Source organism: Streptomyces boncukensis (genome assembly GCF_011045075.1).
Lineage (GTDB): Bacteria > Actinomycetota > Actinomycetes > Streptomycetales > Streptomycetaceae > Streptomyces > Streptomyces boncukensis.
The window spans coordinates 1-14,927 of the sequence record NZ_JAAKZZ010000149.1 but is presented as its reverse complement, the minus strand read 5'-3'; the positions used below and the strand labels follow the sequence as shown (position 1 = coordinate 14,927).

General features: G+C 68.5%; 9 protein-coding genes and 3 pseudogenes. 2 read left to right on the top strand and 10 right to left on the bottom strand.

The features are described from left to right. A pseudogene (locus G5C65_RS16335) lies at positions 1–370 on the bottom strand (hypothetical protein); the annotation flags it as partial. Positions 371–619: 249 nt separating this feature from the next. Here G5C65_RS16335 and G5C65_RS16330 point away from each other — a divergent pair. Together G5C65_RS16330 and G5C65_RS16325 are read left to right on the top strand one after the other, a co-directional pair. Continuing rightward, on the top strand, positions 620–1,690 hold the full coding sequence (locus tag G5C65_RS16330) for a Rieske 2Fe-2S domain-containing protein (RefSeq protein WP_165299571.1): 1,071 nt from the start codon (positions 620–622) through the stop codon (positions 1,688–1,690). Positions 1,691–1,961: 271 nt separating this feature from the next. After that, positions 1,962–2,517 (top strand): annotated as a pseudogene (locus G5C65_RS16325) (helix-turn-helix domain-containing protein); the annotation flags it as partial. A 155-nt stretch (positions 2,518–2,672) separates the two neighbouring features. On the opposite strand, the gene G5C65_RS16320 reads toward G5C65_RS16325, so the two are convergent. The 9 genes and pseudogenes from G5C65_RS16320 to G5C65_RS16280 form a co-directional block, all read right to left on the bottom strand. Beyond that, positions 2,673–3,437, bottom strand: a complete 765-nt coding sequence (locus G5C65_RS16320; protein WP_165299570.1) for a hypothetical protein — start codon at positions 3,435–3,437, stop codon at positions 2,673–2,675. Positions 3,438–3,573: 136 nt separating this feature from the next. Further along, entirely contained in the window at positions 3,574–5,031 is a 1,458-nt protein-coding gene (locus G5C65_RS16315) for a cytochrome P450 (RefSeq protein WP_165299569.1), read from the bottom strand. Between the two features lie 2 nt (positions 5,032–5,033). Then, positions 5,034–6,584 (bottom strand): cytochrome P450, encoded by a 1,551-nt coding sequence (locus G5C65_RS16310; protein WP_241265834.1) that lies wholly within the window; start codon positions 6,582–6,584, stop codon positions 5,034–5,036. 123 nt (positions 6,585–6,707) lie between these two features. Continuing rightward, positions 6,708–7,754, bottom strand: coding sequence for a terpene synthase family protein (locus G5C65_RS16305; protein ID WP_165299568.1), 1,047 nt, complete (start codon positions 7,752–7,754; stop codon positions 6,708–6,710). A 107-nt stretch (positions 7,755–7,861) separates the two neighbouring features. After that, entirely contained in the window at positions 7,862–8,953 is a 1,092-nt protein-coding gene (locus tag G5C65_RS16300) for a polyprenyl synthetase family protein (RefSeq protein ID WP_165299567.1), read from the bottom strand. Continuing rightward, entirely contained in the window at positions 8,950–10,089 is a 1,140-nt protein-coding gene (gene ispG, locus G5C65_RS16295; protein WP_165299566.1) for a flavodoxin-dependent (E)-4-hydroxy-3-methylbut-2-enyl-diphosphate synthase, read from the bottom strand. Before ispG ends, G5C65_RS16300 begins: the two co-directional genes overlap by 4 nt. Further along, a complete protein-coding gene (locus G5C65_RS16290) occupies positions 10,086–11,954 on the bottom strand; it encodes a 1-deoxy-D-xylulose-5-phosphate synthase (RefSeq protein WP_165299565.1) in 1,869 nt (622 codons plus the stop codon). The genes ispG and G5C65_RS16290 overlap by 4 nt, the downstream gene beginning before the upstream one ends. A 351-nt stretch (positions 11,955–12,305) precedes the next feature. Continuing rightward, positions 12,306–13,019: pseudogene (locus G5C65_RS16285) on the bottom strand (transposase). Between the two features lie 456 nt (positions 13,020–13,475). After that, on the bottom strand, positions 13,476–14,891 hold the full coding sequence (locus G5C65_RS16280; RefSeq protein ID WP_165299572.1) for a class I SAM-dependent RNA methyltransferase: 1,416 nt from the start codon (positions 14,889–14,891) through the stop codon (positions 13,476–13,478). Positions 14,892–14,927 lie beyond the last annotated feature (36 nt).

Genomic DNA, 14,927 nt, shown 5'->3' with positions numbered 1-14,927 from the left:
GGTGGTAGGCGCCCGCAGCGGCTAACGCTCCTTGGTGGGGGGTGAGTTCGCTGCGGGCAAGGCGGGTGAGATTGCGCAGCGGGTCGGCGTCCCAGGAGGCGTCCAGGGCGGTCGCGGGGGCTTGGCTCAGTCCGGCCTCCTGTGCGGTGACGGGCCGTCCCAGTCGCCGTCCGAGGGCTTCGAGCAGGTACTGGGGAACGGGCGGACGGGGGCGGGTGCCGTGGACCCAGCGCGCCACCGCCGAGCGGTCGCAGGCCAGGTCCTGCCCGTTTTCCGCGGCCACGGCCCGGATGGCGGCGGCGAGTTGGGCGTGGCTCCAGTGGGCCTGTGCGAGCAACTGGTGCAGGGGGGAGTCGGGTGTCCGGGGCACAGGTCCTCCTCGGTGCTGTTCTCCGGTGATCAGCCTGCGGGGTGTTCACAAGCGCACGAGATTGCCGCAAGTGCAGCGCGCCGACGGCCGAGGGGTTCTTGGCGCGGCCCGCCGGCGGTGGTGGGCTGAGAACCACATACCCGTTCGCAGGCAGGTCTCATCGAGGCGGAGAGCCTGAAGCCCCGGGTTCCCGGCCGGAAGAGCCACACTGCCACCGGCCACACCCACCGCCGCTCCTAGGAGGCCGCGATGCGTTTCCGCACGTACACCGGGCCGCGCACCGCCGATTCGGCCCGCTCCGCTGACCAGGCCCTGCCACCTGCGCTGCCCTACCCCAACGGCTGGTTCTGCGTGGGCTTCTCCCGCGAATGGGCCCTGGGCCGGGTCCGGACCCGGCCCCTCATGGACCAGGAGATCGTGGTGTACCGCACCCGACGCGGCACCCTGCGCGCCACCCGCCCCTACTGTCCCCACCTGGGTGCCCACCTCGGCGTCGGCGGCACTGTGGACGGGGAGAACCTCGTCTGCCCCTTCCACGGCTTCGCCTTCGGCCCCGACGGCACCTGCATCCACACCCCCTACGGCACGCCCCCCAGAACCGCTTCCCTCGCCCTCCTGCCCGTCCAGGAGAAATACGGCATCGTCTGGGCCTGGCACCACCACGACAACGCCCCACCCACATGGGAGCTTCCCCAGCTGTCCACTGTCGGCAGCCACCCACCGGTGTGCTGGGCCATCGACCTCGCCGGCCATCCCCAGGAGGTCACCGAGAACGTCATCGACTACGGGCACGGTCCTCAGCTCCACGGCTTCACCCCGTTCGAGGTACTCGTCCCGTTCACCACCGACGGCTCCCTGGCATCCGTCTCCGCGCGCGCCGGCCGCAAGCTGCCGCTCCTCGGCACCACTGTCGTTCATCCCTTCGAGATGACCCATATCGGTCTGGGGGGCTTCCACGCGCTCTTCGACCTTTCCCGTTTCGGCTTCCGCACCACCTACTGGGTCCTGGCCACCCCTACCGGTCCCTGGCGGTTCCGCCTGTGGACCGCAGCAACCTCAGTCCGGTGCGGCGGCACACGGCTGCCAGCGGCCCTCGACCGGCGTCTCGCGCACGGTGTCAGCGCCCTCATGGTCCCCTGGGCCGCCAAGGACTTGCAGTCAGACTTCGCTATGTGGCACCACAAGCAGTACCTTCCCCACCCCAAGCTCAACGGTGGGGACGGCCCTATCGGCGAATACCGGCACTGGGCACGCCAGTTCTACCCCCCAGGCTCCGCACCCCTGCGTCCCGAACCGGTCCCGGACACCTCCGCCACCTGAGCTCTCGCCCCATCGCCTTGCGGCGAGCAGAAGACACGGCATGACCCGTCAACCACACCTGCGGTCCGCCGCCTGGGCGGGAATCTCCTTCCTGCCCCTGTGCGTCATCCCCCTCCCGAGCAGCGGCTTCACTGACCTTCCCGACCTGTTGCCCCAGTGGAGCGACTCAACCGCGGACATCGCCTGACTCTAGAGCTGACGTTCATCGTTGACACCTGGGTCTCTGATCACCAGGAGATCCACATGCCGAAGACACTCCCTCTGGACCGTGTACTTCGGGATCAGCCGGCAGGCGTACTACGGCTGGTACCGCCGCTATCAGGCCGAGGGCGTCGAGGGTCTGCGGACCCGCTCGATCGAGGGCACCGAAGCACAGCCCCAACGCCACCCGCGTCGAGGTAGTGGGGAAGATCATCTATCTGCGGCAGAACGACCACCTCGGGCCCGAGAAGATCGCGATGCGCCTCAAGCGGTACCAGCGCCACGACCGCCGCTGGAAGCGGTACGAGAAGCAACTGCCCGGCCACCGGGTGCAGATCGACGTGAAGTTCATCGGGCCCCTCGCCTCGATACCCCAGGGCCGCTGCGGCGGCCGCAGCAAGTACTTCCAGTTCACCGCGATCCAGTTCCTCGACTACGTCATCCAGCGCCTGCCGTTCCAGTTCGAGGTCATTCAGACGGACAACGGCGCCGGGTTCCAGTCCGCCTTCCACTGGCACGTGCTCGACAAGGGCAACGACAAACTGCGCGAGTGGGAGGACTACTACAACTACCATCGTCCTCACGGCGGCCTCGGCGGCCAGACCTCCTACGAACGCCTCACGTAGAAGACGCAGTCCACGCCCAGGCGTAATCGATGATCTTCAGTCGCACAGCGTGACAGCACCCGCGGGAAGCGTGGACCGTGCGGCTCACCCGCCTCCACCATTCCCTCACCCCGCCCCTGTGAATCGGCCAGCAAAGTCATTCGGGGGAACCTCGATCAGATATCCGCAACTGAGCGGGTTTCCGTTGATTCCTTGGGAATCCCCCTGGCGAGGAGGAATACCGATACTGCCGTGGTCCAGACCAGGATTGGGCCCATCTGGGCAACAACTTGCAGAGCCGATCCTGGCGACCAGTTTCCGGTGCGGACGAAGAGGGACGCGAGCCAGAGGTTTGCGTTCACGGCAATGAGGACTGCACACCATCCACCGAGCCCGCGGGGCAGGAGAGGGTGGGTGCGGTTAGCCACGGCGATGGCGGCCCACATCATCCCCATCATGGGAGCGCTCATGAGGTAGGTCAAATTCGAGGTGACCCATCCGAACGTGACCAGCGTGTAGTCGGCAGGGCCAGTGCCGAAGGCTGGTTTTCCCCGACTCAGCAGAGGTAGTGCCGCGTAGGCCGCTGAGACGATCAAATTCATCGCAGCAAAGGTCGACGCGCTGGCGATGAGGATGACCCCACTCGCCGTTACCCTCCTTGCCCGGGTGATATACGCGAAGGCCAGCAGGATGCTGAACATCATCAGCGCCACCGTGAGGCCCAGCCAGCAGATCACTCCTACTTCGCCGCGGTAATGAGGCAGGATGTAATTCAGTTTCTCCTGCCCATCGGCGTTGTTTGCCGGGTACGGGAACTTGCCGAGGGAGAGCGGAAGCACCAGCAGAGGCAAGGGGGCGAGGCCGAATATAGCAGTCCATCGCAGATACCACTGCTCGCGATTCAAACCCTGATGTTCACCGGCTTTGACGGTTAAATCCACCTGCTTTCACCTCCTCGGGAGCATCTGATTGTCGGCGGTCAGGTTAGTTTTCCTCTGACGCATCTGATCCCCTATGGATGGATGGTGACGTGTGCCGGAGCGATTGTGTACAGACGGCGTCCGCAGGCGGTGCGGTTCATATCTCCTCCAACGGCTCGGGAGCGGGGATGCGTGTCGGGCGGGCTCGGGGCACTTCACCGTGGCTGAGCGGGTCTTTCCGGTCGGTGTCTGCCTGCCCCGGACCATCCGCGGTCTTGCGGGCGACGACGCTCATCCGCAAACCGCCGACGGTCAGGGTGTTGCCGCCGATGGTGGGGCGGAAGCGCGCACCGGGGAGGGGTTCCAGTCGCCAGCGGGCGGCGATGGTGGCCAGGACGAGCACCGCCTCGGCGATGCCTAACCGGTCGCCGATGCATCGGCGGGCTCCGCCTCCGAAGGCGGTGAATGCTTCACGCCGGGGCAGGCTGGGATTGCCGGGCACCCATCGGTCGGGGTCGAAGCGTTCGGGGTCGGGATACAGGTCACCTCGGCGATGGAGGAGGTAGGCGCTGTAGGCGAGGGTGGACCCGGCAAGGATCGGGTACGGGCCCAGTCGGGTATCGGCGGTGCAGGTGCGGGTGAAGCACAGGCCGGGGGGCCACAGGCGCAGGGTCTCGGTGATGATGCGGTCGGTCAGCTCCAGATGGGGCAGATCGGCGTGGGTGGCTGGGCGGCCGTCGAGGATGGCGTCGGCTTCGGCGTGCAGCCGTGCCTCGACGTCGGGATGGTGCCCCAGCACGTACAGTGCCCACGCCAGGGTGGCCCCGGTCGTCCCCGATCCGCCGAAGAAGAACGTCATGATCTGATCGCTGATCTCGGCGTCGGTGAGGACGTGTCCGGCGGTGCCGGTGCCGCAGGCCGCCAGCAGCGCCGACAGCAGATCGCCGTGGTCGGTGCCGGCGGACCGGTAATCCGTGATGACGCGGCTGAGAGTGTGCCGAAGACGGGCCCGCGCCTGGTGGTAGTGGCGGTTACCGGGAGTTGGCAGTCGGTCCAGCGGCGGTGGTGCGAGCAACCTCAAGGTAAGGCCCTTGAAGATGGTGTTGAGGTCGTTGAGGCATTGGTTGAGCACGGCAGAGGGCATCGTGGCCGAGAACAGGGTGTCGGCCGTGATCCGGGCCATCAGTTCCTGCATTGCGGCGAGTACGTTGAGGGCCTGTCCGTCCTGCCAGGAGTTGGTCATTTCCGCAGATCGGGCAGTGATGATCTTTGTGTAGCCGGGGATCCGGGCAGGAAGGAAGGCCGGCTGGAGCAGGCGCCGCTGATGCCGGTGCTCGCTGTACTGGCAGGTGGCTAGACCGTTGCCGAGAAATTCCCGCACGCGCTCGATAACTGGGCCGCCCTTGTCGAAGGTTTGGTCGTGGAGGAGGACGTGGCGTGTAAGAGCGGGGTCGCAGACCACGATCACTGGCACTGGGCCGATCCGGACCTGTACGACATCGCCGTACTCGGGCAGGCGTGTAAGGAACCCGAGAGGGTCACGCAGCAGTGGCACGACATGGCCCAGCAGTGGGAGTGCTCCAGGCGCGGTGGGGATCGGGCTCGGGCTCTTCATCGTCACTCCCTGTGACTGTCGTCGAGGGTGTGCAGCATGCGGTCGATGGTGTCCGGGGCGGGGTCTGTTCCTGGAGTGGCTCGCGCTGACGGGGCGGGCGCCGGGGCACGGGCGGTTCCCCTGGCCCTGCGGCAAGACACAAGGCTTCTGCGGCCAGGGCCTCGGCGGTGCGAGGAAGATGGAACGGTGTGTCGAACCTGCGCTGACATGCGTGCCAACACCCGCGTCCATGACAGACCCGCCGCCTTCACCGGCCGACGCGGCCGGTGAGGACCTTCGAGATACCTCGGAGCCCTCGTGCGCTGCTCCCAGCCGGGCTGTACGGCTTGGCCGGATGGAGTCCTCTTGACTGCGCGCAGGGTCAGTCCGCGGGGGTTCAAGGTGCCCGCTGGAGCAGGGCGCGCATTCTGGCCGGGGTCGGGATACACGTCGCTGCGGCGGTGGATGAGGTAGGGGCTGAGGATGACCGTAGCGCCGGCCGGGAGCCGATGGCCGCCGATCCGTGTGTCGGCGGTGACGACTTGGGTGAAGAACCAGATTGGCGGCCGGAGACGGAGGGTCTCGGTGACGATGCGGCCGGTCAGCTTCAAGTACGGCAGGTCGGCGTAGGCGGCGGGGCGGCCGCCGAGAACGGCGTCGGCCTCGGTGCGCGGCCGGTCGGCGATGTCAGGGTGCTGGATGAGCAGGTGCAGGGCCCACGCCAGGGTGGTGGCGACGGTCTCGGTCCCGGCCGCGAAGAACGTCGTGATCTGATCGGTGATCTCGCTGTCGGTCAGGCTGTCGCCGCCGGCACCGTGCCCACGGGTACCGTCGTCGCGTACAGCGAGAGGCTGGGATAGCAAGTCCCCGGAGTTTCCTGTGTTGTTGGTGCGGCGGTCAGCGATGATGGCGTCACACCTGGACCGGAACCGGGCCAGGGCGCGCTGGTAGCGTCGGTTGCCCAGAATGGGCAGCCTGGCCAGCGAGTCCGGCATGAGCATGCGCCGGTGAACGCAGTACACGATGGCGTTGAGGTCGTTGACTGCCTGCCGTACCCCGGCGGGAGACAGAACGTCCGAGAACATGGCCGCTACCAGGACCTTGGACGTGAGAGTCAGCATTTCGGTGCGTGCATCGATCACTTGACCGTCATGCCAGGATTCGGTCCAGGATTCGGTCATCTCTGTGATCGGGCCGGTCATGATGCATGCGTATCCGGGCAGGCGAGCCGAAGCGAGGACAGGCTGGATCAGGCGCCGCTGCGACCGGTGTTCATCGTGCAAGCACGTCGGGAGGCCGTTGCCCATGCTCTCCCTGGCCCGATCCCACAGTGGCCCGCCCTTGTCGAAGGCGCGGTCGCCGACCAGGACCTGGCGGGTCAGTTCCGGATCACACACCTCGATGGCGTTTACAGGGCCAACGCGGATACGCACGAGACTGCCTGCCTCGGGCAGATGGGTCAAGAATGCGAGGGGATCCCGCAGCACCGGCACCAGATGGCCGAGTACCGGCCAGGCTCCGGGAGCCAGTGGTATGTGCAAGTCCTCCGCCATGGCGGTGGGCCGTGCGGTCATGAGTGCCTGTCCTCGTTCATCGGTGCCCCTTGAGTCCTTCGCATGTTTCTCTGTCTGGCTGCAGTGCACGTCGCATCTCTTCGCGCAGATACTGGGCGCCTGGTGCAGAATCGACAACCAGGTTTAGCACCCCTCTCTTCGGAAATGGTCCTCAAGGTATGCCGGGTCGCTCCCGGCGTTGAATTCCTGAACCTGATCGCGAGAGAAGCGTCCGCTGGCTTTTTGCCAGGCGATGCCTCCTCCCATCGCGGTTAGGACGAGGTTGAACCAGTAGTGACACCTGTCGGTCTCGGCGGGAGTGAGGTGGTAGGAGCGGCACACGGCGGGGAGTTCACTCTCCATGCGGGCAATATTGTCGCAGCATTCGAGAACCATGGCATGGGTGGCGTTCACGGCGCCCTGGAGAGTTCCGCCTCGTTCATGTTGCACCACATACACCATGTTGTTTACATGGTTGTGATTGCTTTCTTTGAAGATGGATCGGATGTCGTTGTCCCAGTTGATGAGGTTGGCTGCTTCGGTGAGGAATTCGATTGTCCAGTGGGATTCCCGGAATCTCTGTGGAATTTGCGCTTGCTCGTCCAGTTCAACCAGGTCGTAGGTGGGTATCATCGCTCCGTCGTACAGTCGCCTCTTCTTGTACTCCTCTATCGTCGGGTACCGCTGGTGCACGCGGTTGGCCGTACCCCAGGACAAGGTGTAGGCGTAGTCGGACATGCCGCAGGCGAAGCGCTGGATCCAGTGGGGTTCCATCATGCCGCGAAGACACTGCATGAATTCCTCGACACAGCTGTAGATCTGCTCGATGTCATCCGGTAGCGGGTCCCCGTACAGAGCGGAGATGAGAGAGGGGGTAACGGTGTCGGTTTTGGTCGGAGAGACTCCAGAATTTCCTTCATCGAACAGGTCGTCATTAGTGAAAATCCACCAGGACCACTTCGATGCGATCTTCATCCCTTCGAGGCTGATGGTGGGATACAGCCAGGCAGCACATTCTGTGTACATGCATATTTTTCCCCGCTCTAGAGCGGTCTGCGTCGTGCTGAGCCCGGTGCGTAGCGCCCATTCTTCTGAGTACTTCTTGCATTGCTCGACATGCGGGTTGATCGCCACTGGGTAGGGAGGAGTCCAGTCAGGAAATTCTAGGCCCTCGGCGGGATAGACGCGCATGGTTCACTCCCTGATGAATTGATGGTCGGCTTACGGTGGCGTTGGAGTCCTGGGAAGGAAAAATATGCTTGCGGGGCGGCGCCGGTCGGGGCTTTGGCGTTGGTGGGTCATGAGGTCCTCGTCGCGGCGGCGTCGGCGATGTAACGCAGGGCGTCGGTCGCGGCGCGTGGGAAGGGGGCGGTGTCGAGGGTGTGGCGGGCCTGGCGGAGGCAGGTGTGGATCATGTGCTCGACCCTGTCGCGGGCGCCGGTGGCGGTGAGGATGCCGCGGATGCGGGCGGCGTCGTCGTCGGTCAGCGCGGGGTTGCCGATCAGGGCGCGCAGGGCGGCGTGTTGGTCCGAATCGGCATGCCGGAGGGCGAGGGCGATCAGTACGGTGTGTTTGCCTTCGCGCAGGTCGTCCGAGTGGGACTTGCCGGTTGTCTCGGGTTTGCCGAAGGCACCAAGGAGGTCGTCGCGGAGTTGGAAGCCTTCGCCCAGGGGCAGGGCGAAGGCGGTGCAGACGGCCAGGGCCGTGGCGTCGGCGCCGGCGAGGGCGGCGCCGATGTGCAAGGGGCGCTCAACGGTGTATTTGGCGGTCTTGTATCGGATCACCTCAAGGGCCGAGACCACGTTGCCGGTCAACAAGCCGGTGGTGAGCAGATCGAGGTACTGGCCGTACATCACTTCGGTGCGCATGGAGTCGACCAGCGGCCGCACGCGGGCGAGCTGGTCCCGGCTCAGCCCTGCGGTATGGAGGAGTTCATCGGACCAGGCCAGTGCCAGGTCGCCGACCAGGACCGCCGCGCTGGCGCCCAGATGCTCGCCCTCCCGGTGGTTGCGGCCGTCGCCGTGGAGCGCGGCCAACTGCCGGTGGACGGTGGGCTGTCCGCGCCGGGTGGCGGAGCGGTCCATGACATCGTCATGGATGAGGGCGAAGGCGTGGAACATCTCCAGCGATGCCGCCGCGCGAATCACCGGACGCAGGTCGCCGCGGCCCTCTGCGGCGTACCATCCGATGACGCACAGCAACGGGCGTAGGCGTTTGCCGCCGACGAACAGGAAGTTGTGCAGAAGCTCGGTGATCTCGCTGGGCAGGTGGCCGTCGACGGCCGTGTCGGCTTTGCGACCCAGGAACTCCTCCAGCGCGATGTCCACCGCGTGCCGGATGCCCGGAAGATCCAGCGCGGAAGCGGCTTGGGAGGCCGTGGACGCGGTCACGGTGCGCTGCCCTCCTCACCGTTCCCCGGGGCATCGTCGGCCAGACGCAGAGCCTCCTCAAGGAGCCGGTCGATGATCTGCGATTCGGGGACGGTGGCCACCACTTGGCCGCGGGCGAAGATCTGGCCCTTGCCGTTGCCGCAGGAAACACCGAGGTCGGCTTCGCGGGATTCGCCGGGGCCGTTGACGACGCAGCCCATCACCGCGATGCGCAGGGGGTGGGGGAAGCCGGTGAAGGCGGCCTCGACGCGGTCGGCGAGGCGGTGGATGTCGACCTGAAGGCGGCCGCAGCCGGGGCAGGAGACGATCTCCAGCTTCCGTGGCCGCAGCCCGAGGGAGGCGAGAATGTGGCAGCCGGCCTTGACCTGCTCCACCGGGGGTGCGGAGACGGAGACCCGGATGGTGTCGCCGATCCCTTCGGAGAGCAGGATGCCAAGGGCGACCGCGGACTTGATGGAACCCTGGAAGGCGGGGCCGGCCTCGGTCACCCCCAGGTGCAGGGGATAGTCGCAGCGCTCGGCCAGCAGCCGGTTGGCGGCGACCATCGTCATCGGGTCGTGGTGCTTGACGGCGATCTTCAGGTCGGTGAAGCCGTGCTCCTCGAACAACGAGCACTCCCACAGTGCGGACTCCACCAGCGCCTCGGGGGTGGCCGAGCCGTGCTTGGCCAGCAGCCGCGCATCCAGGGAGCCGGCGTTGACGCCGATGCGGATCGGCACGTGGGCAGCGGAGGCGGCCTGGGCGATCTCGCCGACGCGGTCATCGAACTTCTTGATGTTGCCGGGGTTGACCCGCACGGCGGCGCATCCGGCGTCGATGGCGGCAAAGACGTAGCGGGGCTGGAAGTGGATGTCGGCGATCACCGGGATCGGCGAGCGGGCCACGGTGGCAGGCAGCGCCGCGGCGTCGTCGGCCGAGGGGACGGCGACGCGGACGATGTCACAGCCCGCGGCCGTCACGGCGGCGATCTGCTGCAGCGTGGCGTCCACGTCGGCGGTGTTGGTGGTGGTCATGGTCTGCACGGAGACCGGTGTGCCGCCGCCCACCGGGACATCGCCGACCCGGAGTTGGCGGGTGCGGCGGCGCACCGGAGTCTGAACGGGAGGGGCGGACAGGCCCAGGTCGATGACGGTCACTGCGTCCTCCCGGTGCGTGTGGTGGAGACGGGGTGAGCGGGTGAGGTGCCGGGCTGCCGGGCGAGCGCACGCCGCACGGCGTGCAGGATGCCGTGGTGGTCCAGGCCCGCCCCGGCCAGCAGCGCGCTGCGCGAATCGTGGGGGAGGAAAGCGCGGGGCAGGCCGAGGGGGACCACCGGGGTGCCCACGGCGGCCTCCCGGCACGCCTGTGCCAGGGCCGCCCCCACCCCGCCGTGGCGCAGACCGTCCTCCACCGTGACCACCAGGCGGTGGCGGGCCGCCAGCGCGGGCAGCGCCTCATGGACGGGCAGCACCCAGCGCGGGTCCACCACCGTGGTGCCCACGTCCTGGCGCTCCAGCGCACGGGCCGTCTCAAGGGCGGGTGCGGCCAGGGGGCCGACGGCCACCAGCAGCACGTCCAGGGCGTGACGGAGGCCGCGGTGCAAGATGTCCATCCCGTCCATCCGCGCCACGGCCTCGATGCCATCCGCGGCCGGGCCCTTGGGGATGCGCAGCACGCTGGGCCCGTCCCCGACGTCCGTAGCCTCGCGCAGCAGGTCGCGCAGCCGGGCCGGATCCCGCGGGGCGGCGAAGCGCAGGTGCGGCACCGCCGAGAGCACGGACAGGTCCCACATGCCGTGATGGCTCGGCCCGTCGGGGCCGGTGACCCCGGCCCTGTCCAGGACGAAGGTGACCGGTAGCCGGTGCAGCGCCACATCCATCAGCACCTGGTCGAAGGCCCGGTTCAAGAACGTGGCGTAGATGGCCACCACGGGGTGAAGGCCGCCCATCGCCAGCCCCGCCGCACTGGTGACGGCATGCTGCTCGGCGATCCCGACATCAAAGACCCGATCCGGGAACGCCTCCGCCATGGCGTGCAGGCCGGTCGGCCGCAGCATGGACGCGGTGACGGCCACCAGGTCCGCACGCTGCGTGGCCTGTTCCTTCAGGGCCTCCCCGAACACCGACGTCCACGACGGCCCCGACACTCCCGCGGAGGCGGGCGGCGCCCCGGTGGCCGGATCAACGGTGCCCACCGCGTGCAGACAGTCCGCCTCATCCCCCTCGGCCGGACCGTACCCCTTGCCCTTGATGGTGCGCACGTGTACCACCACCGGCCGTTGCAAGGACCGGGCCCGCCGCAGCACTCCCTCCATCTCCCCGATGCTGTGCCCGTCGACGGGCCCGAAGTAGGCAAATCCCAGCTCGGTGAACAGGTTCTGGCACCCCTGGCCGCCCCCGCCCCGCTTGAGAATGTCCAGGTGGGCGGCGAGCGACCCGGTGGTGGGGGCGTAGGAACGGCCGTTGTCGTTGACCACTACGACCACCGGCCGCTCTCGCGCCGCCCCCAGGTTGTTCAGCGCCTCCCACGCCAGGCCCCCCGTGAGCGCCCCGTCCCCGATGACCGCCACCACCGCCCGGTTTTCCGACTGGCCGGACAGTTGCCGGGCCTTGGCCAGCCCGTCCGCGTACGACAGGGCCGTGGAGGCATGGGAGTTCTCCACGAGGTCGTGCCCCGACTCCGCTCGCGAGGGATAGCCCGACAGGCCACCCGCCTGCCGCAGCCGCGCGAACCCCTCCCCACGGCCCGTCAGCAGCTTGTGGACGTACCCCTGGTGCCCGATGTCGAAGACCAGCGCGTCCCGCGGGGAGTCAAAGACCCGGTGCAGGGCGAGGGTCAGCTCCACCGCCCCCAGGTTCGGCCCCAGATGCCCGCCCGCAGCACAGACCCTCTCCACCAGGAAGGAGCGGATCTCCTCGGCCACCATCGGCAGGCGCTCGGCGGGCAGGGCCCGTACCGCCTCCGGAGAGGTCACCGCGGCCAGGCTCGCGGCCGTGGCCGGACGGGAGAGGGATACGGTCATCGTGATCCTCGCGTGCCAGGGCAAGAAGCCGCGCCATCCGTGCCGGCCGCGCCGGCCGACCCGGAACCCGGGGCTTCAGGCTCTCCGCCTCGATGAGACCTGCCTGCGAACGGGTATGTGGTTCTCAGCCCACCACCGCCGGCGGGCCGCGCCAAGAACCCCTCGGCCGTCGGAACGCTGCACTTGCGGCAACCTCGTGCGCTTGTGAACACCCCGCAGACTGATCACCGGAGAACAGCACCGAGGAGGACCTGTGCCCCGGACACCCGACTCCCCCCTGCACCAGTTGCTCGCACAGGCCCACTGGAGCCACGCCCAACCCCCGTCCGCCCGTTCCCCGGTAGCTGTCTTTCATCTCTGGCCGTGAGGTGCGTATGGCTGGACGATCTGGTGTGTGGAGGCGGGGCTGCCCGGTGTGCGGCCGGTCGTGGACGGTGGGAGTCGAGCGGTCGAAGGCGGCGGTCTACTGTTCCGACCGGTGCCGGGTGCGGGTGTGTCCAGTAGACGGTTGATCTGCGGTTGCGTGGGTGAGCGGCGGGCTGCCGCGAGGCGTCCTTCGAAGGCGATCTCGAAGGCGTTCAGGGGCGCTTTCCAGCGCATCGTCCGGCGTCGGCGGCCCTTGCCGGTGGGATCCAGGGACATCAGCGCCATGTAGACGCATTTCAGGGCGGCCTGTTCGTTGGGGAAGTGGCCACGGGCGCGGACGGCTTTGCGTATGCGGGCGTTGACGCTCTCGATCGCGTTCGTTGAGCAGATGACCTTGCGTATCTCGACGTCGGAGGACGGGAACGGCCGCGTTCTCCGCCCAGGCGTCCTCCCGCAGCTTCACGATCGCCGGGTACTTGCCACCCAGGTCTCGGAGAAGTCCGGGAACCGGCTGGTGGCGGCGTCCTCGCTCGGTGCGGTGCAGACCGGCTCGAGGTCCTTGGCGGGCTTGTCCCAGCCGGCGCGGGAGGCGTAGCGGAAGTTATTGCGGATGAGGTGGATGACGCAGGTCCGCACGATGGTGCGGGGCCAGACCGCTTCCACCGCGTCGGGCAGGCCCTTGAGCCCGTCGCAGACCAGTATCAGCGCGTCGTCCAGACCGCGGTTCTTGAGTTCCGTGAAGATCTGCAGCCAGAGTCTCGCCGTCCAAGGCCGACTCGATCACCCGCTTCGTCAGCTGTTGCAGCAACCCGCCCTCTCCGGCCAGCTGCACCCCTTCGACACGGGCCCGGTCGACCAGCATTCCGACCAGCTGGTCATCCACCATCGGCGTCGCGGCGGCCTCCGCGTCCGGCGCCGACTCGTTCTCAACCTCGGGTCCAACATCAGTCATTCGGTGTCACTCCATGATCCAGTTCCACCGTCTGTTGTACACACCCACGCCCTGCTGGCACCGGCGCGAACCATGTCCGGCGAGGAGCCAGGTCCCGGCATGCCACATGCCACTGGTGCGTGACGCGAACCAGATCGTCGCCGTGCAGCCAGTTCAGCGCACCGTCTCGCACCGCACATCAAAGGCACGTACAAAACCGCAGGTCAGGAGCCCTTCGCTGTCGGCTCCAGGATGGCGACGCACTCCAGGTGGTGCGTCATCGGGAAGAGGTCGAAGGCGCGCAGGAAGCGGGGCGTGTAGCCGTTGTCGGCGAAGTAGCGGAGGTCCCGGGCCAGGGCCGCCGGGTCGCAGGCGACGTAGGCGACGCGGCGCGGGGACAGGGAGGTGACGCGGGCGACCGTGGCCTTGCCCGCGCCGGTGCGCGGGGGGTCGAGGACGACGAGGTCGGCCTCGGCGATGCCGGTGCGGGGCAGGACGCGGTCGACCTTGCCGTGCTCGATCCGGACGCGGGGGAAGTCGGCGAGGTTGCGGCGGGCGTCCTCGGCGGCGCGCTTGGCCGACTCGATGCCGAGCACCGCGCCCTGTTCGCCGACGCGGTCGGCGAGGGCGCCCGCGAAGAGGCCGACGCCGCAGTAGAGGTCCAGGGCCATCTCGCCCTTGCGCGGGGTGAGGCCCCGCATCACCGCGTCGACCAGCACGTCCGCCGCGCGCGGGTGGACCTGCCAGAAGCCGCCGGCGCCGACTCGCCAGGTGCGGCCGTCGGCGCGCTCGCGGACGAAGTCGCGGCCGTGCACCCGGTGCAGGGCGCCGGTCTCCTCGTCGGCGCGGAGGACCGAGACCTCGCGGTTCAGCTCGACGAGGGGCAGCCGGGCCTCCGGGCGCGGGGTGAGGACCACCTGGCGGTCGTGCGAGCCCGCGGCGGCGGCCGCGTCGATCCGGGCGATGCCCGGCCAGTCGCGGTCCTCGATGCCCAGCTCGGTGATCTCCGGTGCGGCGATCATGCAGTGGTCCACGGGCTCCACCTCGTGGGAGCGGTGGCGGCGGAGCCCGGCGCGGCCCTCCGCGTCGACCGCGTAGCGGACGCGGGTGCGCCAGGCCGGGACCTCGCCCGCCGCGACCTTGTCGCCGGGGGCCGGCTCGACCGTGCCGTCCCAGGTGACGTCCTGCGGGGTCATGCCCGCGAGCCGCCGCAGCTGCTCGGTGAGCACCTCGGCCTTCAGCCGGCGCTGCGCGCCCGGCTTGGCGTGCTGCCAGTCGCAGCCGCCGCAGCGGCCGGGTCCGGCGTACGGGCAGGGAGCCGGGATCCGGTCCTTGGACGGTTCGAGGACGCGCACCGCGTCGGCGCGCAGGAAGCGGGAGTCCGTCCGTCCCTCGGTGACGCGGGCCACGACGCGCTCGCCGGGGAGCGCGTGGCGGACGAAGAGCACCCGGGACCGTCCCGGGGCGCCGGGGCCCGAGGGCTGCTCGGGGTCCGCGGGCTGCTCGGGGTGCTCGGGGTCCGAGGGGCGCCGTGCGGCGTCCGCCTCGCCGGTGACGACGGCGGGCGGCTCACTCGTACGGGCCACGCAGTGGCCGCCGTGGGCGACAGGGCCGACCTCGACCTCGTACTCCTCCCCCACCAGGGAAGCGGAGGCGGCGGTCTCGTCGGCGGGGGT